At 71.3% G+C, this 25,271-nt stretch carries 17 protein-coding genes; 15 read left to right on the top strand and 2 right to left on the bottom strand.

Annotation, left to right across the window (positions count from 1 at the left end; translation table 11 throughout):
- Nucleotides 1-115: 115 nt before the first annotated feature.
- The gene (locus ACZ49B_RS24645) at nucleotides 116-1,036 is read right to left on the bottom strand and encodes a hypothetical protein (RefSeq protein ID WP_468309633.1); all 921 of its coding nucleotides are present in this window, start codon (nucleotides 1,034-1,036) and stop codon (nucleotides 116-118) included.
- Nucleotides 1,037-1,164: 128 nt separating this feature from the next.
- Here ACZ49B_RS24645 and ACZ49B_RS24640 point away from each other — a divergent pair, with 128 nt between their 5' ends.
- Nucleotides 1,165-3,786, top strand: coding sequence for a valine--tRNA ligase (locus ACZ49B_RS24640; RefSeq protein WP_468309630.1), 2,622 nt, complete (start codon nucleotides 1,165-1,167; stop codon nucleotides 3,784-3,786).
- Nucleotides 3,787-4,026: 240 nt separating this feature from the next.
- Nucleotides 4,027-5,175, top strand: a complete 1,149-nt coding sequence (locus ACZ49B_RS24635) for a sensor histidine kinase (protein ID WP_468309627.1) — start codon at nucleotides 4,027-4,029, stop codon at nucleotides 5,173-5,175.
- Nucleotides 5,176-5,233: 58 nt separating this feature from the next.
- Here the strand turns inward: ACZ49B_RS24635 and ACZ49B_RS24630 are convergent, their stop codons facing one another.
- Nucleotides 5,234-6,283 carry a rod shape-determining protein gene (locus tag ACZ49B_RS24630; RefSeq protein WP_468309624.1) on the bottom strand — a complete coding sequence of 350 codons (1,050 nt, stop codon included), beginning with the start codon at nucleotides 6,281-6,283 and terminating at the stop codon, nucleotides 5,234-5,236.
- Nucleotides 6,284-6,400: 117 nt separating this feature from the next.
- Here ACZ49B_RS24630 and folC point away from each other — a divergent pair, with 117 nt between their 5' ends.
- The 13 genes from folC to ACZ49B_RS24565 all read left to right on the top strand — a co-directional run bounded on the left by folC (nucleotide 6,401) and on the right by ACZ49B_RS24565 (nucleotide 25,192).
- Nucleotides 6,401-7,930 carry a bifunctional tetrahydrofolate synthase/dihydrofolate synthase gene (gene folC, locus ACZ49B_RS24625; protein ID WP_468309622.1) on the top strand — a complete coding sequence of 510 codons (1,530 nt, stop codon included), beginning with the start codon at nucleotides 6,401-6,403 and terminating at the stop codon, nucleotides 7,928-7,930.
- A 3-nt stretch (nucleotides 7,931-7,933) separates the two neighbouring features.
- The gene (locus ACZ49B_RS24620; RefSeq protein WP_468309620.1) at nucleotides 7,934-8,278 is read left to right on the top strand and encodes a DUF4233 domain-containing protein; all 345 of its coding nucleotides are present in this window, start codon (nucleotides 7,934-7,936) and stop codon (nucleotides 8,276-8,278) included.
- 75 nt (nucleotides 8,279-8,353) lie between these two features.
- Nucleotides 8,354-8,767 (top strand): nucleoside-diphosphate kinase, encoded by a 414-nt coding sequence (ndk, locus tag ACZ49B_RS24615; protein ID WP_399251650.1) that lies wholly within the window; start codon nucleotides 8,354-8,356, stop codon nucleotides 8,765-8,767.
- A 293-nt stretch (nucleotides 8,768-9,060) separates the two neighbouring features.
- On the top strand, nucleotides 9,061-10,080 hold the full coding sequence (locus ACZ49B_RS24610; RefSeq protein ID WP_008738981.1) for a rod shape-determining protein: 1,020 nt from the start codon (nucleotides 9,061-9,063) through the stop codon (nucleotides 10,078-10,080).
- Between the two features lie 127 nt (nucleotides 10,081-10,207).
- A complete protein-coding gene (gene mreC, locus ACZ49B_RS24605; RefSeq protein ID WP_266629293.1) occupies nucleotides 10,208-11,152 on the top strand; it encodes a rod shape-determining protein MreC in 945 nt (314 codons plus the stop codon).
- Nucleotides 11,153-11,164: 12 nt separating this feature from the next.
- Nucleotides 11,165-11,869, top strand: coding sequence for a rod shape-determining protein MreD (gene mreD, locus ACZ49B_RS24600; RefSeq protein ID WP_468309617.1), 705 nt, complete (start codon nucleotides 11,165-11,167; stop codon nucleotides 11,867-11,869).
- A gap of 13 nt (nucleotides 11,870-11,882) precedes the next feature.
- Nucleotides 11,883-14,060 (top strand): penicillin-binding protein 2, encoded by a 2,178-nt coding sequence (mrdA, locus tag ACZ49B_RS24595; RefSeq protein WP_468309614.1) that lies wholly within the window; start codon nucleotides 11,883-11,885, stop codon nucleotides 14,058-14,060.
- Between the two features lie 15 nt (nucleotides 14,061-14,075).
- Nucleotides 14,076-15,275 (top strand): rod shape-determining protein RodA, encoded by a 1,200-nt coding sequence (gene rodA, locus ACZ49B_RS24590; RefSeq protein ID WP_468309611.1) that lies wholly within the window; start codon nucleotides 14,076-14,078, stop codon nucleotides 15,273-15,275.
- A gap of 82 nt (nucleotides 15,276-15,357) precedes the next feature.
- Nucleotides 15,358-16,881 (top strand): CYTH and CHAD domain-containing protein, encoded by a 1,524-nt coding sequence (locus tag ACZ49B_RS24585; RefSeq protein WP_468309608.1) that lies wholly within the window; start codon nucleotides 15,358-15,360, stop codon nucleotides 16,879-16,881.
- A 186-nt stretch (nucleotides 16,882-17,067) separates the two neighbouring features.
- Nucleotides 17,068-18,993, top strand: coding sequence for a TIGR03960 family B12-binding radical SAM protein (locus ACZ49B_RS24580; RefSeq protein WP_468309605.1), 1,926 nt, complete (start codon nucleotides 17,068-17,070; stop codon nucleotides 18,991-18,993).
- Between the two features lie 69 nt (nucleotides 18,994-19,062).
- Nucleotides 19,063-20,043, top strand: a complete 981-nt coding sequence (locus ACZ49B_RS24575; protein ID WP_468309602.1) for a hypothetical protein — start codon at nucleotides 19,063-19,065, stop codon at nucleotides 20,041-20,043.
- Between the two features lie 127 nt (nucleotides 20,044-20,170).
- Entirely contained in the window at nucleotides 20,171-20,950 is a 780-nt protein-coding gene (locus ACZ49B_RS24570) for a TIGR03936 family radical SAM-associated protein (RefSeq protein WP_468309866.1), read from the top strand.
- Between the two features lie 234 nt (nucleotides 20,951-21,184).
- Nucleotides 21,185-25,192: an Rne/Rng family ribonuclease gene (locus ACZ49B_RS24565; protein ID WP_468309599.1), complete on the top strand. Its 4,008-nt coding sequence runs from the start codon at nucleotides 21,185-21,187 to the stop codon at nucleotides 25,190-25,192.
- The last annotated feature ends 79 nt before the right edge of the window (nucleotides 25,193-25,271 follow it).

The following is a 25,271-nucleotide window of genomic DNA, read 5'->3' as shown; positions in this document are numbered from 1 at the left end:
CTCCCCAGAAAGAACCAAGCCCGAAAGGGAGAGTCTCCGCCGCCCCGACGGGTGGGGGGGGGGGCCCCCCCCCCCCCCGCCCTCCCCCCCCTTCCGCATTGCTGCGGCGCCGCCGCTACTTCTTGACGCGGGCGGTGTTGTAGAGCTTCGCCGCCAGCTCGGAGGTCTGCTCCAGGGTGTAGCCCGTCTTGCCCGCGAGGACCGAGGCCAGGTCGGTCGCGCTGACCACGCTCAGGGTGCTGTAGTCACCCCAGATGCAGACGGGCAGCGTGAACTCCTTCGGGCCCTTGGCCGTGGTGCTCGTGCTCGTCGAGGTGAACTTCATCTCCTGGCACTTCATGACCGCACCGCTGAAGCCCGACGGGGTCACCGCCTGGGGGCTTCCGATCAGGTCCACCGACATGGACTTGTCCTTGCCGGCGTTGAGCTTGGCCGTGGCGAAGTACGCGTCCACCGCCTTCTCCGGGTCCGCGATGTCGCCGTACAGGCCCGAGAAGTTCAGGGCCTTGGCCGACAACGGGTTGCTGGGGTCGCCGGACTGGTACTGCTGCGCCACCTTGGTGGGGTTCTTGATGCCCATGGCCTCAGCTTCGGTCTTGTCCTTGTCGCTGAGGGGCGTGTCCTTGTACTTCGGGTCCTTCTTGAAGTCGCCCACCGTCTCCGGGGCGACCAGCTTGTAGCCCTTGGTGTCTGCGGCCACCGTGCCCGAGGCGCCGCCGCCCTTCGTGAAGTACCAGCCCGCGCCCGCGATCACGGCGACCGCTACGACCACGGCGATGATCACGCCGGCCTTGGACTTCTTCGGGGGCTGCTGCGGGGGCATCCCACCGTACGGGGGCTGCTGCGGGTAGCCGTAGCCCGGCTGCGGCTGCGGCTGCTGGGGGTAGCCCTGCGGAGGCACGCCCGGCTGCTGCGGGTAGCCGTAACCCGGCTGCGGTGCGGGCTGCCCGTAGGGGCCCGGCGGCGGGGGCTGCTGCCCGTAAGGTCCCGGCTGCTGCGGCTGCTGCCCGTACGGTCCTGGCTGGTTGTAGCTCATCCCGCGTCCCCCTGTTGAGGTTGCTTATACGTTTCTCACATCCTGGCGGAAGCCGACCGGGCCCGGGGCAGCGGGCCCCTTGATTACCGGTTTCATAGCTGGACTGTTACGGCTCTAAACTGTGCCTCGTGACCGAGAACACGCAGACACCCAGCAGCCCCAACTCCGAACTGCCGACGGCGTACGCTCCGGCCGAGGTAGAGGGGAAGCTCTACGAGCGCTGGGTGGAGCGTGGGTACTTCACGGCCGATCCCGCGAGCGAGAAGCCCGCGTACACCATCGTCATCCCGCCGCCGAACGTCACCGGCTCCCTGCACCTGGGGCACGCCTTCCAGCACACGCTCATGGACGCCCTGACCCGGCGCAAGCGCATGCAGGGCTACGAATCGCTGTGGCTGCCCGGCATGGACCACGCCGGTATCGCCACCCAGAACAAGGTCGAGCAGCAGCTCGCCGAGGAGGGCAAGTCCCGCCACGACCTGGGCCGCGAGGAGTTCGTCGAGCGCGTCTGGCAGTGGAAGGAAGAGTACGGCGGCAAGATCCTCGGCCAGATGCGCCGCCTCGGCGACGGCGTCGACTGGTCGCGCGAGCGGTTCACCATGGACGAGGGCCTCTCCAAGGCCGTCCAGACGATCTTCAAGAAGCTCTACGACGACGAGCTGATCTACCGCGCCGAGCGCATCATCAACTGGTGCCCCCGCTGCCTCACGGCCATCTCCGACATCGAGGTGGAGTACCAGGAGGACGCGGGCGAGCTCGTCTCGATCAAGTACGGCGAGGGCGAGGACTCCCTCGTCGTCGCCACCACGCGCGCCGAGACGATGCTCGGTGACACCGCCGTGGCCGTCCACCCGGACGACGAGCGGTACGCGCACCTCATCGGCAAGCAGATCAAGCTGCCGCTGACCGACCGGACCATCCCGGTCGTCGCCGACACGCACGTCGACCCGGAGTTCGGCACCGGCGCCGTCAAGGTGACCCCGGCGCACGACCCGAACGACTTCGCGATCGGCCAGCGCCACGACCTGCCGGCCATGACGATCATGGACGAGCACGGCATCATCACCGTCCACGGCCCCTTCCTCGGCCTGGACCGCTTCGAGGCCCGCTCCGCGGTCGTCGGGGCGCTGCGCGAGCAGGGCCGGATCGTCGCCGAGAAGCGCCCGTACCTGCACTCCGTCGGGCACTGCTCCCGCTGCCGCACCACCGTCGAGCCGCGCCTGTCCCTCCAGTGGTGGGTCAAGGTCGAGACGCTGGCCAAGGCCGCCGGCGACGCCGTCCGCGACGGCCGCGTCTCGATCCACCCCGAGGAGATGTCGAAGCGCTACTTCGACTGGGTCGACAACCTCAACGACTGGTGCATCTCGCGCCAGCTGTGGTGGGGCCACCGGATCCCGGTCTGGTACGGCCCGGACGGCGAGATCGTCTGCGTCGGCCCGGACGACGAGGCGCCCACCGGCGAGGGCTGGCACCAGGACACCGACGTCCTCGACACCTGGTTCTCCTCCGGCCTGTGGCCGTTCTCCACGCTCGGCTGGCCGGAGAAGACCCCGGACCTGGCGAAGTTCTACTCCACCGACGTCCTGGTCACCGGCCACGACATCATCTTCTTCTGGGTCGCCCGGATGATGATGTTCGGCCTGTACGCCATGGACGGCGAGGCGCCGTTCAAGACCATCGCGCTGACCGGCCTGGTCCGCGACGAGCGCGGCAAGAAGATGTCGAAGTCCTTCGGCAACGTCGTCGACCCGCTGGACTGGATGGACAAGTACGGCTCCGACGCCGTCCGCTTCACCCTGGCCAAGGGCGCCAACCCGGGCACCGACGTGCCGATCGGCGAGGACTGGGTCCAGGCCTCCAGCAAGTTCGCCAACAAGATCTGGAACGCCACGCGCTTCGCGCTGATGAACGGCGCGACGATCGAGGGCGACCTGCCGCCGGTCGAGCAGCTGTCGGCGACCGACCGCTGGATCCTGTCCCGCCTGAACAAGACGGTCGCTCAGGTCGACGCGTACTACGAGGACTTCCAGTTCTCGAAGCTCAGCGAGGCGCTCTACCACTTCGCGTGGGACGAGGTCTTCGACTGGTACGTCGAGCTGTCGAAGACGACGTTCTTCGCTGGCGGCGAGCAGGCCAAGGTCTCCGGGCGCGTGCTCGGCGAGGTCATCGACGTCATGCTGCGGCTGCTGCACCCGGTCGTCCCGTTCGTCACCGAGACGCTGTGGACCACGCTGACCGGCCGCGAGTCGCTCGTCATCGCCGAGTGGCCCAAGGACAGCGGCTTCCGCGACGAGGCCGCCGAGGCCGAGATCGAGCGCGTCCAGGCCGTCGTCACCGAGGTCCGCCGCTTCCGCAAGGAGCAGGGCCTCCAGGACGGCCAGAGGGTCCCGGCCCGTCTGGACCTGGCCGGTACGCCGCTGGCCGCGCACGAGGCGGCCATGCGCCAGCTGCTGCGCCTCCAGCCGGAGGGCGAGGCCTTCACGGCCACCGCCACCCTGCCGGTCTCCGGCGCCAGCGTCGCGCTCGACCTGTCGGGCACGATCGACGTGGCCGCCGAGCGCAAGCGCCTCTCCAAGGACCTCGCGGCCGCGGAGAAGGAGAAGCAGCAGGCCGAGGCGAAGCTCGGGAACGAGGCCTTCCTGGCCAAGGCCCCCGACAACGTCGTGGACAAGATCAAGGGCCGGCTGACCAAGGCCGAGGCGGACATCGCCCGGATCCAGGCGCAGCTGGACTCGATGCCCGCCGCGTAACCCGTGCGCACGGTGAACCACACGCACATACGGTGAACCTTCGGCCCCCGAGCACCTCGCTCGGGGGCCGACGCGTGGGGTGACAGCGGCCCCGGGTGCCGCTTCCGCGCCCTGACGGGGCGGGCGGGACCTCGCGGACCCTTTTCGGTGTTGTCCCGAGTTGTCCGGAGTGTCGGACATCACGCTTTCGGGCCGGTCGACTGATCCGATCCCCCTCGGCGAGCACGGATGATGGAAGGCATGCACGTCCCGCCCGTCGCCCCGGTGCTCCGCCGGGCCGCGGCCACCGGCCGCCGACTCGCCGAGAGCTGGACCGGGTCTCCCCGGGCGCTTGACGTGCTCACCGCACTCAGTTGCCTCGGCCTGATGGCACTGGACCTGCCGGGCCTGGCCGCCGCGGACAACTCGCTCAGCGGCCCGATGGCGGCCGTCGTGCTCGCCGCCGGGTGCTCGAGCCTGGTGGTGCGCCGCCGGGCGCCCTGGATCTCGTACATCACCGCGCTGCTGTTCATCGCCTGGCTGCACGAGCTGACGCTGATCCAGTTCGCGCTCTACTCGGTCGGCCGCTACCGGGGGCGCCGGCCCGCGGTCCTCGCCACCCTCGGGTACGTCGCCTTCGCGCTGATCGTCTTCAGCGTCCCGGGCTGGCCCGAACCGCGGGCGCAGTCGCTCAGTTCGTTCCTGAGCCTGGTCGTGCCCATCGGGGTGCTCGCCTCGGCCGTCGGCATCGCCGCCTACCGGCACGACCTGGTGCGCGAGCTGGCCGCCCGGCGGGCCGAATCGGCCGTCCTGCAGGCGGTCCAGCAGGAGCGCACCTCGGTCGCCCGCGACGTCCACGACTTCGTCGGGCGGGAGCTGACGCTGCTGACGGTGCGCTCCGAGGTGCTGTCGGTGCGGGCGCGCGAGTCGGCGCACGCCAAGGACTTCGAGGAGCTGGCCGACACCGCGCGCCGGGCGCATCTGGTGCTCAACGAGATCATCGTGCAGCGCGGGGAGCGGGCCGCGACCCCGGGGGTGGACGGGCTGCCGGCCCTCGCGGAGGAGAGCGGGCGGGCGGGTTCCCCCGTACGGCTGGCCCTGGATCCGCAGGTGCACGGGCTGTCGCCGCTGCGGCAGGCCGCGGTGTACCGAGTGGTGCAGGAGTGCCTGACCAACGCGGCCAAGCACGCCGGCGGGGAGACCGTCGACGTGTCGATCGCGGCGGACGGCCCGCAGCTGCGGATCGCGGTCAGCAACGGCCTGCCCGCCCGTACGCCGGTGCGCGCCCCCGTCTCGGCCGGCTCGGGCACGGCGAGCATGTCCGAGCGCGTGCGCAGCCTGGGCGGAACCCTGACGGCGACGCGCACGGAGGACTCGTACACGGTGGTGGCCACCCTCCCGCGCGGATAGCCGGTGACAGCCGTGGGCGGCCACGGACAGCCGGGGAAACAGCCGCGGACGGCCGCGGTCAGGCCTTCGCCGGGACCAGCAGGCTGTTCAGGGTGTCCAGGTCCTCCACGCACCTGCCGGAGCCCAGGGCCACGCAGTCGAGCGGGGCGTCGGCGACGAACACCGGGATCCCCGTCGCGGAGGCCATCCGCAGGTCCAGGCCGGGCAGGAGCGCGCCGCCGCCGGTCAGGACGATGCCGTGCTCCATCACGTCGCCGGACAGCTCGGGCGGGCACTCCTCCAGGGTGGTGCGCACCGCGGCGATGATCGCCTCGACCGGCTCGTCGAGCGCGGCCCGTACGTCCGCGGCGCCCAGCGAGAGCGTCTTCGGCATACCGCCGACCCGCTCCCGGCCGCGCACCGTGAAGGTCCGGGTCTCCAGCTCCGGCCGGTCGGGCACCGGCCACGCCGATCCGATGCCGACCTTGACGTCCTCGGCGCTGCGCTCGCCGATGAGCAGTCCGTGCTCCTTGCGTACGTAGTCCATGATCGCGGCGTCCAGCCGGTCCCCGCCGACCCGCAGCGACCGGGACGTGACGATCCCGCCGAGCGAGATGACGGCGACCTCGGTGGTGCCGCCGCCGATGTCCACCACCATCGAGCCGCGCGGCTCGGCCACGGGCAGGCCCGCGCCGATCGCCGCCGCCATCGGCTCCTCGATCAGGTGGACGGCCCTGGCCCCGGCCCGGGTCGAGGCGTGGACGATGGCCCGCCGCTCGACCGGGGTGACCCCGGAGGGCACGCAGATCACCATCCGGGTGCGCGGCCGCCGCCCGGGCACGGCCTTGCGGACGAAGTGCCGGATCATCTCCTCGGCGGCCTCGTAGTCGCAGATCACCCCGTCCTTCAGGGGGCGGATCGCGGTGATGGAGCCGGGAGTGCGGCCGATGGTCTCCTTGGCCTCGGTCCCGACGGCCAGCGCGGTGGTGGTGCCCGCCTTCACGGCGACCACGGACGGCTCATTGAGGACGATTCCCTGCCCCCGGGCGTAGACGAGGGTGTTCGCGGTCCCCAGATCGATCCCTATGTCGCGGCTGGAAGCGGACGTCTTACTACTGGCCTGCGGCATTTGTTCCCCTATCTCCTGCCCGCAAGGCTTGCATAACGATCCGGTCGCACCGGGCGCCGAACGTCCCGAAACGGCCGGGTCGAAAGTCCCCGGGCCCCCCGTCCGTAGACTGGCCCCGTGAGTGAGCAGCAGCCCGAGAGCAACGGACCCGACGACCGCGACGAGACCCTCGAGGTCTTCGACCGGATCGTGGCCGAAGAGTCCGACCGCGACCCCGACCTGGCGGTGATCGAGGCCGGCAGCCGCACCCTGCGCGCCCAGGCCGGACCGCCCCAGGGCGACCCGGTGCCCGCGCACCCCCTCGACGCGGAGGTGGCGAGGGCACTGCAGGAGGTGGAGCAGGAGCTCGCCACCCGCTGGGGCGAGACCAAGCTGGAGCCGTCCGTCACCCGGATCGCCGCGCTGATGGACGTCCTCGGCGAACCGCAGCGCGCGTACCCGTCCATCCACGTCACCGGCACCAACGGCAAGACCAGCACCGCCCGCATGATCGAGGCCCTGCTGAACGCCTTCGAGCTGCGCACCGGCCGCTACACCAGCCCGCACGTGCAGTCGGTCACCGAGCGGATCAGCCTGGACGGGGCGCCGATCAGCGCCGAGCGCTTCATCGAGACGTACTACGACATCAAGCCGTACGTGGAGATGGTCGACGCATCCGAGGAGTTCCGGCTGTCCTTCTTCGAGGTGCTCACCGGCATGGCGTATGCGGCCTTCGCGGACGCCCCGGTCGACGCGGCCGTCGTCGAGGTCGGCATGGGCGGCACCTGGGACGCGACCAACGTGATCGACGGCTCGGTCGCGGTGATCACCCCGATCAGCCTGGACCACACCGACCGCCTCGGCGGCACGCCCGGCGAGATCGCCCAGGAGAAGGGCGGCGTCATCAAGCAGGACGCCACCGTGATCCTGGCGCAGCAGCCGGTGGACGCGGCGCAGGTGCTGCTGAAGAAGGCCGTCGAGGTCGATGCGACGGTGGCCCGCGAGGGCATGGAGTTCGGCGTCGTGGCGCGCGAGGTGGCGGTCGGCGGGCAGATGCTGACGCTGCGCGGCGTGGGCGGCGAGTACGACGGGATCTTCCTGCCGCTGTACGGGGCCCACATGGCGCACAACGCGGCGGTGGCCCTGGCGGCGGTCGAGGCCTTCTTCGGCGTCGGGGCGGAGCAGTCGCGGGAGCTGGACCTGGAGACCGTGCGCAGGGCCTTCGCCTCGGTGACCTCGCCGGGCCGGATGGAGGTCGTGCGGCGCAGCCCGACGGTGGTCCTGGACGCGGCGCACAACCCGGCCGGCGCGCAGGTCACGGCCGAGGCGGTGACCGAGGCCTTCGGCTTCAGCCGGCTGATCGGCGTCGTGGCCGCGAGCGGCGGCAAGGACGTCAAGGGGGTCCTGGAGGCCTTCGAGCCGATCTTCGCGGAGGTCGTCGTCACGGAGAACTCCAGCCACCGGGCCATGTCCGCGGACGAGCTGGCGGCGGTCGCGGTCGAGGTCTTCGGGCCGGACCGGGTGCAGGTGGAGCCGCGGCTGGACGACGCCCTGGAGGCGGCGATCACCCTCGCGGAGGAAGAGGCCGAATACGGAGGGGCCGGGGTCCTGGTGACCGGTTCCGTGATCACGGTGGGCGAGGCCCGCCTGCTGCTGAAGAGGGGCTGAGGGATGCGCACGCTGTGTGCTTCGACGCTGATCGGCGAGTTCTTCGTGATCGGTTTCGCGGGGCTGGTCGCCATGAAGAACCCGGATCTGACCCAGGCCACGGTCTGGACGGTCTGCGGGGTCGCCATGGTGGTTTCGGTGCTGTTGTGCGGGATGCTGTCGCGCCCGGGCGCGGTGCAGATCGGCTGGGCCCTGCAGATCGGCCTGATCCTGAGCGGGTTCTTCGTACCGATGATGTTCTTCCTCGGTGCGGTGTTCGCCGGGCTGTGGTGGTGCTCGGTGCACTACGGCGGCAAGATCGACGCGATCAAGGCCCGCTGGGCCGCTCAGAGCGAGGCGCAGGCCTGACGGGCCCGTGCTCCTGCCGTGCCCGGCCCCTGTAGCCTCGGGGAACCGCACCCGTTTGCCGCAAGGAGTTACAACATGACCCAGCGCACGCTCGTCCTGCTCAAGCCGGACGCGGTCAGGCGTGGCCTGGTGGGCGAGATCATCGGCCGCTTCGAGCGCAAGGCCGGCTGGAGCATCCCGGCGCTGGAGCTGCGTACGCTCGACCGGAGCATCCTGGAGCAGCATTACGCCGAGCACGTGGGTCGCCCGTTCTACGAGCCCCTGATGGGCTTCATGGCGAGCGGCCCGATCGTGGCGCTCGTGGTGGAAGGGGAACGCGTGATCGAGGGTGTCCGCCAGTTGGCCGGACCCACCGACCCGATCGCCGCGGCGCCCGGCTCCATCCGGGGGGACTTCGGCACCATCACCCGCGAGAACCTCATCCACGCCTCGGACTCGGAGGAGTCCGCCGAGCGTGAGCTGAAGCTGTTCTTCCCCACCCTCGGATGAGTCCTTCCTGACGTAACATCAGCCGAATAGCGCTCATGACCTGGGGCGACCGAAGTAATTTCGGTCGCCCTTCGGTATTACCGGGCACTTGCGGGAACGCATGGGCAGGACACGTCGTCACCACTAAGGGGGCGGGTTTCCGTTCCGGCGGGATTGCCGGAGTCCCGTCGCGCGGTGTTCATACTTGCGGCACTACGATGGGGCCTCCACCCACACACCCACCTCGCCGACCTGACAGCAGCCGCTATCAACTGGAAGGCCAGACGCTCCTCATGGGGAACAAGGGGAACAACATGTCGTTCATCGGCCGTGACATGGCGATCGACCTCGGGACCGCCAACACGCTGGTGTACGTGAGGGGCCGGGGGATCGTCCTGAACGAGCCGTCCGTGGTCGCCATCAACACGAACACCGGCGGCATTCTGGCGGTCGGCTCCGAGGCGAAGAAGATGATCGGCCGGACGCCCGGCAACATCGTCGCCGTCAGGCCCCTCAAGGACGGCGTGATCGCCGACTTCGAGATCACCGAGCGTATGCTCCGGTACTTCATCCTCAAGATCCACAAGCGCCGCTACCTGGCCCGTCCGCGCGTCGTGGTCTGCGTCCCCTCCGGCATCACGGGAGTGGAGCGGCGCGCCGTCATCGAGGCGTCCACGCAGGCCGGCGCCCGCCAGGTGCACATCATCGAGGAGCCCATGGCCGCCGCCATCGGCTCGGGCCTGCCCGTCCACGAGGCCACCGGCAACATGGTCGTGGACATCGGCGGCGGCACCACCGAGGTCGCCGTCATCTCCCTCGGCGGAATCGTCACGGCGCAGTCCATCCGGGTGGCCGGCGACGAGCTCGACAACGCGATCATCCAGCACATCAAGAAGGAGTACTCGCTCCTCCTCGGCGAGCGGACCGCCGAGCAGATCAAGATCACCATCGGGTCGGCCTACGACCTCGACAAGGACGAACACACCGAGATCCGCGGTCGGGACCTGGTCTCCGGCCTCCCCAAGACGGTCGTGATCTCGGCAGCCGAGGTCCGCAAGGCCATCGAGGAGCCGGTCAACGCCATTGTCGACGCGGTCAAGACGACCCTCGACAAGTGCCCGCCGGAGCTCTCCGGCGACATCATGGACCGCGGCATCGTCCTGACCGGCGGAGGCGCCCTGCTGCGCGGGCTCGACGAGCGGCTGCGCCGCGAGACGGGCATGCCGATCCACATCGCCGAGGACCCGCTCGACTCCGTGGCGCTCGGCTCCGGCAAGTGCGTGGAGGAGTTCGAGGCGCTCCAGCAAGTCCTGGACGCCCAGCCCCGGCGCTGATACAGACCCCCGTCCGGGGGCCATGCGGAACACAAGGATCCGCCGTACGGGTGCTGCCGCGCCCGTGCGGCGGATCGTTGATATACAGACGAAGAAGAATCCGACGAGGAAGGCACGGCCGCCGCACGTGAGGGACACACGAGAAAGCCGGCTGCTCCTGGTGCTCATGATCGCCATCGCGTTCGCATTGATCACGGTGGACATCAGGGCAGGCGAGGAGTCACCGGTCGACGGCGCCCGGCAGGCCGCCGCAGCGGTCTTCGGCCCGGTCGAAGAGGGCGTCGCGACCGCGGTCGACCCCGTCGCCAACGCCATAGGGGCGGTACGGGACTCCGGCGAGCGGCACAACCGCATCGCCACGCTGGAGCGCGAGAACGCCGCCCTGAAGGCCAAGCTGGGCAGCGACGACCAGACCCGCAGCCGCATCCGCGAGCTCGACGAGATGCTCAAGCGGGCCGGCGCCGGACAGTACGGCATCAAGGGCGCCGAGGTCATCGCCATAGGAGCTGCCCAGGGCTTCTCCTGGACCGTCACCATCGACGCCGGCAGCAAGGACGGCATCGAACGCGACATGACCGTGCTCAACGGGGAGGGACTCGTCGGCCGCGTCGCCACCGTGGGCCCCGACACCGCCACCGTCGTCCTCGCCAACGACCCCGACTTCACCGTCGGCACCCGCCTGGAGAAGACCGGCGAACTCGGCTTCGCCACCGGCCAGGGCGACCGCGCCCTGTCCGTCCAGATGCTCAACGGCAAGGCCAAGGTGAACCCGGGCGACCGGCTCGTCACCTTCGGCTCCCGCGGCAACAAGCCCTTCGTGCCCGGCGTCCCGATCGGAGAGGTCGTCAAGGTCGACCCCTCCCGCGGCGACCTGACCCGCACCATCTGGGTGCGTCCGTTCGTCGGTTTCTCGCGCCTGGACATCGTCGGCGTCGTCGTCATGCCGCCCCGCGAGGACCCGCGCGACGCCGTACTTCCACCCAAGCCCGAGGTGAAGCCCACCCCGACGGTCACCGTCACCGTCACGCCGTCCCCGTCCGCCAGCGTGCCCGGCAAGCCGGCCGACGAGTAGGAGCTGACCGCCATGCGCTTCAACCGGATCCTGCTCTCGGCCACGCTCGTCGTGGTCGCCCTCGTCGTCCAGGTCTCGGTCCTGGGCCGACTGCAACTGCCCGGCGCCGTGCCCGACCTGGTCCTGCTCACCGTCGTCGCCCTCGCCCTGGTGTACGGGCACCTCAGCGGCGCGCTCATCGGCTTCGCCGCCGGACTGCTCGCCGACCTGGCGCCGCCCGCCGACCACGCCGCCGGGCGGTACGCGCTCGTCCTGTGCGTCATCGGGTACGCCGCCGGCCTGGTCCGCCCCGACTCCGGGCGGTTCCGCTCCGCCTGGGGCCCGATGCTGACCGTCGTCGCCGCCGCGATCGGCTCCACCCTGCTCTACGCGAGCGTGGGCGCCCTCGTCGGCGACACCGCGGCCCGTCACGTGGGCCTGACCGGGCTGCTGTTCACCGCGACCCTCTACGACCTGCTGCTCGCCCCGTTCACCGTGCCGTTCATCATGGCGCTGGCCCGGCGCGCCGAGAACGACCCGATGGCCGTCGAGGCGAACGGCGGACAGGCCAAGACCGCCGACGTGTCCTCCGGCTGGCTCTCCGGCGGCACCGGCCTGCGCATCGGCAGCCAGCGCGGCGGCCTCCGGCTCAAGACGGCCCGCAGCCGCGCCAACAAGGCCGGCCGGATAAAGGGCGTCAAGGGAATCAAGGGTGTGAAGAGCGTCAAGAAGCTGTGAGGGAGGAGCAGACGTGACCAATGTTCCGGAGACCGGCCGCACCCCGCGGGTGCAGATCCGGCTGATCATGATCCAGGTCCTCGTCTTCTCGACGCTGTTCACCCTCGGCGGCCGGCTCTGGTTCCTCCAGATCCGCGACGGCGCGGAGTACTACCACGAGGCGAAGAGCAACCACGTCCAGCGGGTCGTCCAGCCGGCCGTGCGCGGCTCGATCCTCGACGCCCGCGGGGTACCGCTCGCCGACAACGAGACCCGCCTGGTCGTCTCCGCCAGCCGCACCAAGCTCATGAAGATGAAGGACAAGGGCAAGGACGTCATGACCCGTCTCGCCGACGTCCTGGACATGAGCCCCAAGGAGGTCATGGAAAAGGTCCGGCTCTGCGACTCCCAGACCCCCGCGCCCTGCTGGAACGGCTCCCCCTACCAGCCGATTCCGGTCACCCTCGAAGCCACCACGCAGCAGGCGCTGCAGCTGCGCGAACGCCCCGAGGACTTCCCCGGCATCACCGCGGAGCCCACCGCCGTCCGCCGCTACCCGGCCCCCGGCGGGGCCCGCACCGCGCAGGTGCTCGGATACCTCTCGCCGGTCACCGACGACGAGATCCAGAAGGCCAAGGACACCGACTCGCCGCATCTGCGCTCCGATCAGGTCGGCCGCTCGGGGATCGAACGCACCTATGACAAGCAGTTGCGCGGCAAGGCGGAAGTCACCTCGTACGAAGTCGACAACCTCGGCCGGGTCATGGGCCAGACCAAGTCCGACCCGGGCGTGGCCGGGGCCACCCTCGTCACCAGCATCGACGCCCGGGTCCAGGCCGTCGCCGAGTACGAGCTCCAGCTGGCGATGAAGACCGTCCGCAACGAGACCGACAACATCACCGGCCGCAAGTACGAGGCCGACTCGGGCGCCGTCGTCGTCATGGAGGCCAAGACCGGCCGGGTCGTCGCGATGGCCTCCCAGCCCGACTACGACCCCAACGCCTGGGTCGGCGGCATTTCCGGCAAGGACTACGCGAGGCTCACCAGCAAGAGCTCGAACTACCCGCTGCTGAACCGGGCCATCCAGGGCCAGGCCCCCGCCGGCTCCATCTTCAAGGTGGTGTCGGCGAGCGCGGCCGTGCGGGCCGGCTACGACTTCGACGGCAAGTACAACTGCAGCGCTTCCTACAACATGGGCGGCCGGAGCTTCGCGAACTTCGAGTCGAAGGGGCACGGGCCCATCACCCTGGGCGAGGCCCTCAAGTTCTCCTGCAACACCGTCTTCTACGCCCTCGGGCACAAGGAGTGGCAGCGCGACGGCGGGCTCAAGCCCAAGAAGGACGCCCACGACTGGTTCTACCGGACCGCCCGGGAGTTCGGACTCGGCGCCGAGACCGGCATCGACCTGCCGAACGAGGTCACCGGCCGTATCCCCGACCGCAAGTGGAAGCAGAACTTCTGGAAGGCCAACAAGGACTCCTGGTGCAAGCAGGGCAAGAAGGGCGGCACCTACGTCGAGCAGATCGCCTACGAGAGCTGCCTCGAAGGCAATCAGCTGAAGGCCTATGACAGCATCAACTTCGCCATCGGGCAGGGCGACGTACTCGTCACCCCCATCCAGATGGCCACCGTCTACTCCGCGATCAGCAACGGCGGCACCCTCTACGACCCCACGGTCGGCAAGGCCGTGATCAGCCCCGACGGCAAGCACACCGAGATGGTCAAGCCGCAGGCCCACGGCAGGCTGCCGATCGGCGCCAAGACCATCAGCGACCTCGACAAGGGCCTGCGCTCGGTCGCCGAGCCGGGCGGCACCGCCGCCTGGCGCTTCATGGGCTGGCCGCAGGACAAGATCCCGATGCACGCCAAGACCGGCACCGCCCAGGTCTACGGCAAGCAGACCACGTCCTGGCTGGCGACCTACACCAAGGACTTCGCGATCGTCATGACGATCTCCCAGGGCGGCACCGGCTCCGGAGCCTCCGGCCCCGCCGTCCGCAACCTCTACAACGCCATCTACGGTCTCGACATGGAGGGCAACCAGGACCTGAAGAAGGCCCTGCTGCCGGGACCCGAGACCAAACTGCCCAAGATCGACCCCGACGGCTCCATCGACTCCCCCGAGATCCGGCCGTACGTGCCGCCGTCGCCGGAAGAGCCGCCCCCCGCGCTCGCCGGGCCGCCCGCCGCGTCCCCCGCACGGCACGACTGAGGACCGCAAACCGACATGCAGACCGCCAACAAGTTCTCCGTATCCCGGTACGCGCCCGAGCGCGGCGCGATGGCCAAACTGACCTCGCGCGACTCGGTGCTGCGCCGGCTCGACTGGCCGATACTCCTCTCGGCGCTCGCCCTGTCCTTCATGGGCGCCCTGCTGGTGTGGTCGGCGACCCGCAACCGCACCCAGCTCAACCAGGGCGACCCGTACTACTTCCTGGTCCGGCACGCCCTGAACACCGGCATCGGGCTCGTCCTGATGATCGGCACCATCTGGCTCGGCCACCGCACCCTGCGCGGCGCCGTGCCGATCCTCTACGGGCTCTCCCTGCTGCTCATCCTCGCCGTGCTCACCCCGCTCGGCGCCACCATCAACGGCGCCCACGCGTGGATCGTGCTCGGCGGCGGTTTCTCGCTCCAGCCCTCCGAGTTCGTGAAGATCACGATCATCCTGGTCATGGCCATGCTGCTGGCCACCCGGGTGGACGCGGGCGACCTCACCCACCCCGACCACCGCACCGTGGTCAAGGCGCTGTGCCTGGCCGCCGCCCCGATGGGCATCGTCATGCTGATGCCCGACCTCGGCTCCGTCATGGTCATGGTCATCATCGTGCTCGGCGTGCTGCTCGCCTCCGGAGCCTCCAACCGCTGGGTGCTGGGGCTGATGGGCTCCGGCGCGGCCGGGGCCATCCTGATCTGGCAGCTCGGCGTGCTCGACGAGTACCAGATCAACCGCTTCGCGGCCTTCGCCAACCCCGACCTCGACCCCGCCGGCGTCGGCTACAACACCAACCAGGCGCGCATCGCGATCGGCTCCGGCGGACTGACCGGCTCCGGGCTCTTCAAGGGCTCGCAGACCACCGGCCAGTTCGTGCCCGAGCAGCAGACCGACTTCGTCTTCACGGTGGCGGGGGAGGAGCTCGGCTTCCTCGGCGCCGGGCTGATCCTGCTCCTGCTCGGCATCATTCTCTGGCGGGCCTGCATGATCGCCCGCGAGACCACCGAGCTGTACGGGACCATCGTCTGCGCCGGGATCATCGCCTGGTTCGCCTTCCAGGCGTTCGAGAACATCGGGATGACCCTCGGGATCATGCCGGTGGCCGGGCTCCCGCTGCCGTTCGTCTCCTACGGAGGCTCGTCCATGTTCGCGGTGTGGGTGGCGGTCGGACTGCTGCAGTCGATCAGGGTCCAACGGCCGATGTCGGCCTAGCGGGGCCGATCTTCAGCCGCATTCCGCAGCCGATTCGCCGTTCACCCTGCCGTCGTGATCCGTTCAGGACTAAATTCGATCCATGGCGGACACGAAACGCGAGATCGAGCGCAAATTCGAGTTCACGACGAGCAAGGCCGCGCGCCGCGGAGTCCCGGACCTGACCGGCACGGCCGCGATCGCGGCCGTCGCCGAGCAGGGCACCGTCGACCTGGACGCGGTCTACTACGACACCCCCGACCAGCGGCTCGCCGCCGACGGCCTCACCCTCAGACGCCGTACCGGCGGCGCCGACGCCGGCTGGCACCTCAAACTGCCCGTCTCCCCGGGCGTCCGCGACGAGGTCGCCGCCCCGCTCAGCGACACCGTCCCCCGCTCCCTCGCCGCCCTCGTCCGCTCCCGCGTCCGCGACACCCCCCTGGAACCCCAGGTCCGGCTGCTCTCCTCGCGCCGCGTCACCCACCTCCTCGACGCCGGCGGCGCGCTCCTCGCCGAACTCTCCACCGACGACGTCCGCGCCGAGCGCGACGAGGCCGCCGCAGCCTGGACCGAGGTCGAGGTCGAACTCGCCGACGGCGTCGACCCCGCCCTCCTCGACGCCGTCGAGAAGAAGTTCCGCAAAGCCGGGCTCCACGTCTCCGACGCCCCCTCCAAACTCGCCCGCGCCCTCACCGAGACCGGCACCGCACCGCCTCCCCGGCCCGAGCCCGCCCCCGCCGAGGACACCGCGGGCGCGCACGTCCTCTCGTACCTGCGCGAACAGCGCGACGCCCTCGTCGCCCAGGACCCCGCCGTCCGCCGCAACCTGCCCGACTCCGTCCACCAGATGCGGGTCGCCTGCCGCCGCATGCGCAGCGCCTTCAAGACCCACCGCAAGGTCCTCGACCGCACCGCCACCGACCCCCTCGGCGAAGAGCTGCGCTGGCTGGCCTCCGAGCTCGGCCTCGACCGCGACCAGGAAGTCCTGTCCGAGCGGATCCAGGCCCAGATCGGCGAGCTGCCCCGCGCCCTCGTGCTCGGCCCCGTCCGCGGCCGCCTGCGGGTCTGGAACAACGCCCGCCGTTCGGGAACCCGGCGCCGGGCTCTCGCCGCGCTCGACGCCAAGCGGTACGCGACCCTGCTCGACGCCCTCGACGCCCTGCTGGCCGACCCGCCCCTGCTCCCCGGCGCGGCCAAACCCGCCGCGAAGGCCCTGCCCAAGGCCGCCCTGCGCGACTACGAGCGGCTGGCCAAGCGCGTCGCGGGCGCCCTCGACCTGGAGCCGGGCCACGAGTGCGACCTGGCCCTCCACGAAGCCCGCAAGGCCGCCAAACGGGCCCGCTACGCGGCGGAGGCCGCCGTCCCCGCACTCGGCAAACCGGCAAAACAGCTGGCCAAGGCCATGAAGTCGGTCCAGAGCCTGCTCGGAGACCACCAGGACAGCGTCGTCGCCCGCGAAGCCCTGCACGGCCTCGGCGTACAAGCGGCCGGAGCCGGAGAGTCCGCCTTCACCTGGGGCGTGCTCTACGCCCGCGAGGAAGCCCTGGCCGAGCGGCGCGAACGGGAACTCCCGGATGTATGGGCGCAAGCCTCCGACCCTGGGCCGTGGTCTGCCCTGGGGGTGTGACCGTAGGACAGCCGGATCGTTGAATCGCTGAGCGCCTCCTTTCCCCGCCGTGACGGGGGTGACCCGCCGTGCGATTCGTGTGACGTCCGGTGCGCGCTCTGCTCCCCGCGGACTGCGGGGATTCAGGGGGCGGCTGAGAGCGGGTTACGCTTGATAGTCGCCCCCTGCCAGCTCACGAAGGTTGCTATGCCCGCCGAGTCAGTCTTTCCTCAGCTCGAGGCCCTGCTTCCGCACGTTCAGAAGCCCATCCAGTACGTCGGCGGTGAGCTGAACTCCACCGTCAAGGACTGGGATGCGTGCGACGTCCGCTGGGCGCTCATGTACCCGGACGCGTACGAGGTCGGGCTGCCCAACCAGGGCGTCATGATCCTGTACGAGGTGCTGAACGAGCGCGAGGGCGTGCTGGCGGAGCGCACGTACAGCGTGTGGCCCGACCTCGAAGAGCTGATGCGCGAGCACAAGGTGCCGCAGTTCACCGTGGACAGCCACCGCCCCGTGGGCGCCTTCGACGTGTTCGGCCTGTCCTTCTCCACGGAGCTGGGCTACACGAACATGCTCACGGCCCTGGACCTGGCGGGCATCCCGCTCGAGGCCAGGAACCGTACGGTCGACCACCCCATCGTCCTCGCGGGCGGCCACGCGGCCTTCAACCCCGAGCCGATCGCGGAGTTCATCGACTGCGCGGTCATCGGCGACGGCGAGCAGGCCGTCCTCGACATGACCGAGATCATCCGCACGTGGAAGGCGGAGGGCCGTCCGGGCGGGCGCGAAGAGGTCCTCTTCCGCCTGGCCAAGACCGGCCAGGTCTACGTGCCGGGCTTCTACGACGTCGACTACCTGCCCGACGGCCGCATCGCGCGCGTCGCCCCGAACAAGTCGGGCGTCCCGTACCGCGTGTCCAAGCACACGGTCATGGACCTCGACGAGTGGCCCTACCCCAAGCAGCCGCTGGTCCCGCTCGCCGAGACCGTCCACGAGCGCATGTCCGTCGAGATCTTCCGCGGCTGCACCCGCGGCTGCCGTTTCTGCCAGGCCGGCATGATCACGCGCCCCGTGCGGGAGCGAAGCATCACCGGCATCGGCGAGATGGTGGAGAAGGGTCTGAAGGCGACGGGCTTCGAGGAGGTCGGCCTCCTGTCGCTCTCCTCCGCGGACCACACCGAGATCGCGGACATCGCCAAGGGCCTCGCGGACCGCTACACGGACGACAAGGTGGGCCTGTCCCTGCCGTCGACCCGCGTGGACGCGTTCAACGTGGACCTGGCGAACGAGCTGACCCGCAACGGGCGCCGCTCCGGTCTGACCTTCGCCCCCGAGGGCGGCTCCGAGCGCATGCGCAAGGTCATCAACAAGATGGTCTCGGAAGAGGACCTGATCCGGACCGTGGCCACCGCGTACGGCAACGGCTGGCGCCAGGTGAAGCTGTACTTCATGTGCGGCCTGCCGACCGAGACCGACGAGGACGTCCTCCAGATCGGCGACATGGCGGTCAACGTCATCGCCAAGGGCCGCGAGGTCTCCGGCCAGAACGACATCCGCTGCACGGTGTCGATCGGCGGATTCGTGCCGAAGCCGCACACCCCGTTCCAGTGGGCGCCGCAGCTGTCGGCCGAGGAGACGGACGCCCGCCTGGGCAAGCTCCGCGACAAGATCCGCGCCGACAAGAAGTACGGCCGCTCGATCGGCTTCCGCTACCACGACGGCAAGCCGGGCATCGTCGAGGGCCTCCTCTCGCGCGGCGACCGGCGCATCGGCGACGTGATCCGCGCCGTGTACGAGTCGGGCGGCCGCTTCGACGGCTGGCGCGAGCACTTCTCGTACGACCGCTGGATGGAGGCCGCGGAGAAGACGCTGCCGGCCTACGGCGTGGACGTGGCCTGGTACACGACGCGTGAGCGCACGTACGAGGAGGTCCTGCCCTGGGACCACCTGGACTCCGGTCTCGACAAGGACTGGCTCTGGGAGGACTGGCAGGACGCCCTCGACGAGACCGAGGTCGACGACTGCCGCTGGACCCCGTGCTTCGACTGCGGCGTCTGCCCGCAGATGCAGACCGAGATCCAGATCGGCCCGACGGGCAAGAAGCTGCTGCCGCTGTCGGTCGTGAAGTGAGAAGTAACCCTTGAGTCACGAGAGGCCCCCACCCGCAACGGGTGGGGGCCTCACTCGTGTCCTACGGGTATGGAACTCGACAAGCGACCTCCCGGTGACGGCGGCGAAGGGTGCCTGGTGGGCGTCATCCGGGTGCCCGTCAAGATCGTGGCGTTGATCGTCGTACTGCCCGTACGGGTGGTTTGGGATCTGCTCGTCGCGTTCGGGCAGGCCGTTCAGCGGCACGTGCTGGGGCCCTTCTCCGTGTACGTGCTGCAGCCGGTGCTGCGCGGCATCGGCTGGGCGCTGACCGTGCTGCTCAAGCTGGTGTTCGTCTGGCCGTGGGTCGGGTCGTGGCGGTACGTGGTCCGGCCGGTGTACGGGTACCTGCTCGCCCCCGCCGGGCGGCTCGTGTACGCGTACCTGTTGCGTCCGCTCGGCGAGGCGCTGGCCTGGATCGGGCGCGGCGGGACGCGGTACCTGCTCGCTCCGCTCGCCAAGGGCCTGGGACGGCTGGCGTGGGCGGTCGGGATGAGCCTGTTCGTCTGGCCGTGGGTGGGGCTGTGGCGGTACGTGCTCGCGCCCGTCGGGCGGGGGCTGCTGTGGGTGGGCGCCGTTTTCCACCGGTACGTGCTGACCCCCCTCGGGCACGGGCTGGCCGCGATCGGTTCCGCGCTCTACCGGTATCTGCTGCGGCCCCTCGGGCTCGGGGCGTACAGGTACCTGCTCGTGCCCCTCTGGCAGGTGCTCGTCTGGGCCTGGCACGTCGCCGGACGGATCGTGCGGGCCGTTTGGCGGGGAGTCCGGCTGGTCGGGTGGGTGCTCGTCGGGTGGCCCGTGGCGCAGGTGTACCGGCACGTGCTGACGCCGGTCGGACATGTCGTACGTGAGGTGTGGCGCACCGTCCGCGCCACCGTCCGCGAAGTCCGGGCCGATGTGCGAAGGGTGCTGTTCGGGAGCCCCGGCCGGGAACCGGCGAGGTCACGGGCGCGTACTCTGGGTAGTACGACAGCCGCAGGCAAAAACGCGCCCGCCCCCGAGATCTCCCTGCACGAACAGAAGCAGGGGTGAGCCGGAGGGCACGGTGTGGCCGGCAGGCTCACCAGACCTCAGGGCGACGCGCGAGCCGCGGAGCCCCGCACAAGGAGAAGAACCACTGGGCAAGCGACAGCCCGAAGGCCCACCCCCCGCACCGGTGGTGCAGCGCATCCGACTGCGCTACACCAAGCGCGGCCGCCTCCGGTTCACCAGCCACCGAGACTTCCAGCGCGCGTTCGAGCGGGCCCTGCGCCGCGCCGAGGTGCCCATGGCGTACTCGGCCGGTTTCACCCCGCACCCCCGCGTCTCGTACGCGAACGCCGCGCCGACCGGCACCGGCAGCGAGGCCGAGTACCTCGAGATCGCCCTCGCCGAGCCCCGCGACCCCGAGAAGCTCCGCGAGCTGCTCGACGAGTCGATGCCGCTCGGGCTCGACATCATCGACGCCGTCGAAGCCCGTACCTCCGGGCTCGCCGACCGGCTGACGGCCTCCGTATGGGAGCTGCGGCTGGAGGGCGTGGAGGTCGCCGACGCCGCGCGCGCGGTCGAGGCCTTCCTCGCCGCCGAGGCGGTGGAAGTGCAGCGACGCACCAAGAACGGCATGCGCAGCTTCGACACCCGGGGCGCCGTAGTGAGCCTCGAGGCGGTTCCTACCCCGGCTGATAGGCCGCTGGACAATGCCTGTGCGATACTGCGGCTGGTTGTTCGGCATTTGACACCTGCCGTGCGACCCGACGACGTCCTGTCCGGTCTCCGAGCTGTGGCCGACCTGGCGCCGCCGGTCCCCGCAGCGGTGACCAGGCTGGCGCAGGGGCTCTTCGACGAGGAGTCCGGCACGGTGACCGACCCGCTCGCGCCCGACCGCGAGGCTGTCACGGCCGCCCCACCCACGGCCGCCGTAGCCGCCGACGCGAAGGCGCCGGAAGGTCCCGCCGCGTAGGGATCGTCGTTGTCGCGCAGCCCTGGCACTCGGGAGCCACCTGGGTCGGGCCGCGCACAGACCTGAAGACTTCCGCCAGGCCGTACGGACAAGACGTACGGAACCGGCGGCCATGGACTACAGCTCCCGTGTGGCGAACGCGCCCCGGAGGCCGGTTCCGCGCTGATCGCGCGGGACCGTGCCGGACCGGAAGTCAGCCGCGGCGCCCGGGAGCGTGACGGGAGAACCGCCCGCATGCTCAACAACGAAACCAACAACACCACCGGTGGCGCCGACAGCGGCAGCCCGAGCGACAACCTGCCTCCGCGCAGGCGTCGCCGTGCCGCGTCGCGGCCCGCCGGCCCGCCCGGTGCGACCGCCGCTCCGGCCGCCGAGGTGACCGAGGCCGCTCCGGCCGCCCCCGCCGCCCCCGTCGAGGAGGCCGCTCCGGCCGCCGCCCCGGCTCGTACCCGCCGCCGCGCGACCCGCGCCGTGGCCGCCACCGAGGCTCCTGCCGCCGAGGTCGCCCCGGCCGTCGCCCCGGCCGCCGAGGAGGCCGCTGCTCCCGCGCCGCGTGCCCGTCGCCGTGCGACCCGTGCCGTCGCCGCCCCGGAGGCTCCGGCCGCTGCCGAGGCCGTCGTAGAGGCTGCCCCGGCCGCTCCGGTCGTCGAGGAGGCCGCTGCTCCCGCGCCGCGTGCCCGTCGCCGTGCGACCCGTGCCGTCGCCGCCCCGGAGGCGCCCGCTGCCGCCGAGGCCGTCGTAGAGGCTGCCGCCCCGGCCGCTCCGGTCGAGGAGGCTGCTGCTCCCGCGCCGCGTGTCCGTCGTCGTGCGACCCGTGCGGTGACCGCCCCTGAGGCTCCGGCCGCTGCCGAGGCCGTCGTAGAGGCTGCCGCGCCGGCCGCCCCGGCTGCTCCGGTTGCCGAGGAGGCCGCTGCTCCGGCGCCGCGTGCCCGTCGCCGCGCCACCCGCGCCGTCGCCGCCCCTGAGGCGCCCGCCGCCGAGGCCGTCGTGGAGGAAGCCGCTCCCAAGGCCACCGTCACGGTCGCCGACGCCGTGGACTCCCCGAAGCGCGGCGGCCGCCGCCGCGCCACCCGCTCCGCGGCCTCCGCCGCTCCGGCCGCCCAGGCCGCCGCTCCGGTGGAGCCCGCCGCCGAGGAGGAGCCCGCCGCTCCGGCGCGTGGCCGCCGCGCTGCGCGCCCCGCCGTGGCCGTGTTCCAGGCCCCGGTGTTCACCGAGCCGATGTTCCAGACCCCGGAGACCGCCGCCATGGCCGCCGCGGCCGCCGCCGCAGCCGGCGAGGCGGAAGAGGTCGAGGAGGAGGACGAGCTCGAGGCCGAGGCCGCCCAGGCCCCCGCCCCGCAGCCGACCGGCCGTCGCCGCCGCCGTGGCCGCGGTGCGGTCGAGGCCGCCCTGGCCGCCGAGTCCGCGCCGGTGTCCCTGGCCGACGTCGAGCTCATGGAGGACGAGGCCAAGGCCGAGGCCGCCGAGCTCGACGAAGAGGCTGCCGAGTTCGAAGAGGGCGACGAGACGGGCGAGCGCCCGTCCCGCCGCCGCCGTCGTGGCGGCCGCCGCCGTCGCCGCGGCGAGGCTGCCGACCTGGACGAGTCCGCCGAGGACGAGGCCGAGGCGGAGGCCGCCGAGCAGGAGGCGGGAGAGGAAGAGGACTCCGCCGAGGAGGAGGACGACGAGACCGGCGCCCTGGGCTCCAGCTCCAGCCGTCGCCGCCGTCGCCGTCGCCGCCGCAGCGGTGACACCGGTGCCGAGGGCGAAGCGGGCGAGGAGGACGGCGTACGCACCGTCGTCAAGGTCCGCGAGCCGCGCCCGGCGCGCGAGAAGGCCGAGCCGTCCGACGAGGTGCAGTCCATCAAGGGCTCGACCCGTCTGGAGGCGAAGAAGCAGCGCCGCCGCGAGGGCCGCGAGCAGGGCCGCCGCCGCGTGCCGATCATCACCGAGGCCGAGTTCCTGGCCCGCCGTGAGGCCGTCGAGCGCGTGATGGTCGTCCGCCAGGCCGGCGAGCGCACCCAGATCGGCGTCCTCGAGGACAACGTGCTCGTCGAGCACTACGTCAACAAGGAAGAAGCCACCTCGTACGTCGGCAACGTCTACCTGGGCAAGGTCCAGAACGTGCTGCCGTCGATGGAGGCCGCGTTCATCGACATCGGCAAGGGCCGCAACGCCGTCCTGTACGCCGGCGAGGTCAACTTCGAGGCGCTCGGCATGGCCAACGGGCCGCGCCGCATCGAGTCCGCCCTCAAGTCCGGCCAGTCGGTCCTGGTGCAGGTCACCAAGGACCCGATCGGCCACAAGGGTGCCCGCCTGACCAGCCAGGTCTCGCTGCCCGGCCGCTACCTGGTCTACGTGCCCGAGGGCTCGATGACCGGTATCAGCCGCAAGCTGCCCGACACCGAGCGCGCGCGCCTGAAGACCATCCTCAAGAAGATCGTCCCCGAGGACGCGGGCGTCATCGTGCGCACCGCCGCCGAGGGTGCGAGCGAGGACGAGCTGCGCCGCGACGTCGAGCGTCTGCAGGCCCAGTGGGAGGACATCCAGAAGAAGTCGAAGCAGATCTCGACCTCTTCGCCGAGCCTGCTGTACGGCGAGCCGGACATGACCGTCCGCGTCGTGCGCGACATCTTCAACGAGGACTTCTCGAAGGTCATCGTCAGCGGTGACAGCGCCTGGGAGACCATCCACGGCTACGTGAACCACGTGGCTCCGGACCTGGCCGACCGGCTGTCCCGCTGGACCTCCGAGGTCGACGTCTTCGCGACGTACCGGATCGACGAGCAGCTCGCCAAGGCGCTCGACCGCAAGGTGTGGCTGCCCTCGGGCGGCTCGCTTGTGATCGACAAGACCGAGGCGATGATCGTCATCGACGTCAACACCGGCAAGTTCACCGGTCAGGGCGGCAACCTCGAGGAGACCGTCACCAGGAACAACCTGGAGGCGGCCGAGGAGATCGTGCGCCAGCTGCGGCTGCGCGACCTCGGCGGCATCGTCGTCATCGACTTCATCGACATGGTCCTGGAGTCGAACCGCGACCTGGTCCTGCGGCGCATGCTGGAGTGCCTGGGCCGCGACCGTACGAAGCACCAGGTCGCCGAGGTGACCTCGCTGGGCCTGGTCCAGATGACCCGCAAGCGGGTGGGCCAGGGCCTGCTGGAGTCCTTCTCCGAGACCTGTGTCCACTGCAACGGGCGCGGTGTGATCGTGCACATGGAGACGCCGACCGCGATCGGCGGCGGTGGCAACGGCAAGCGCGCGAAGCGTCGCGGCGGCCGGGGCCACGAGCACGACCACGAGATCGAGGGCGCCGCGACCGTCGAGCACGAGGTGCTCGAGGCCGAGACCGAGGCCGAGGTGGCCGCCGAGCTCGCAGCGCCGGTGGCGCTGCCCGAGCCGGCGTTCGTCGCGGACGAGGAGCTCTACGGCAGCCCGGCGGAGGCGGAGGCCGCGGCCGGCCTGAGCGGCCGTCGCAACCGTCGCCGTGCCACCCGCAAGGCGACCGCTCCGGCGGGTGCCCCGCGCGGTGCGGCCGCCCAGGCGGCTCCGGCCCCCGAGGCCGAGCCCGTCGCCGCCCCGGCGGCGGAGCCGGTCGTCGAGGCCGAGCCGGTGACCGAGGCTGCCGACACGGTGCTCGAGCCGGTCTCCGAGGTCGTCGTCGAGGCCGTGGAAGCGGCCGAGACGGTCGAGGCCGCGCCCAAGGGCCGCACGCGTCGCCGTGCCACCCGCAAGGCCACGGCCCCGGCGGGCGCTCCGGCTCCTGCGGCCGAGGCCGCCCCGGAGCCCGAGCCGGCCGCCCCGGCCGCCCCGGAGCCCGTCGTGGAAGCGGAGCCCGAGCCCGTCGCCGAGGCGCCGGTCGCGCAGGCCCCCGTGGCGGAGGCCGCACCGGCCCGTCCGCGCCGGCGTGCCACCCGTAAGGCCACCGCACCCGCCGGCTCCCCGGCTGGCGCGGCGGAGGCTGCCGTACTGGTCGTCGAGACCCCCGCCGCCGAGCCCGAGGCCGCCCCGGCCCCGGCCGTGGCAGCGGAGGCCGCAGAGGCCGAGGAGGCCGCCCCGGCGGCCAAGAAGGCGGTCCGCAAGACGGCCGCCAAGAAGGCCCCGGCGAAGAAGGCCACCGCCGCCAAGAAGGCGACGGCCGCCAAGAAGACCGTCGCGAAGAAGGCGACGGCGAAGAAGACCGTGGCCAAGCGGGCGACGAAGAAGACCGCGGCGGCCGAGCAGCAGTCGCAGCCGTCCGTCTCGGCTCCGACCGAAGCCTGATCCGCTGCACGCCGTGGGGCCCCCCCAAGAGGGGGGGCCCCAGAGGCGCGGGGGCCGGGTTTGCCCCCCTGAAACAGCC

It is taken from the genome of Streptomyces sp. NPDC031132, assembly GCF_055570595.1.
The sequence above is the reverse complement of the archived record's forward strand: the minus strand, read 5'-3'. Positions and strand labels throughout refer to the sequence as shown.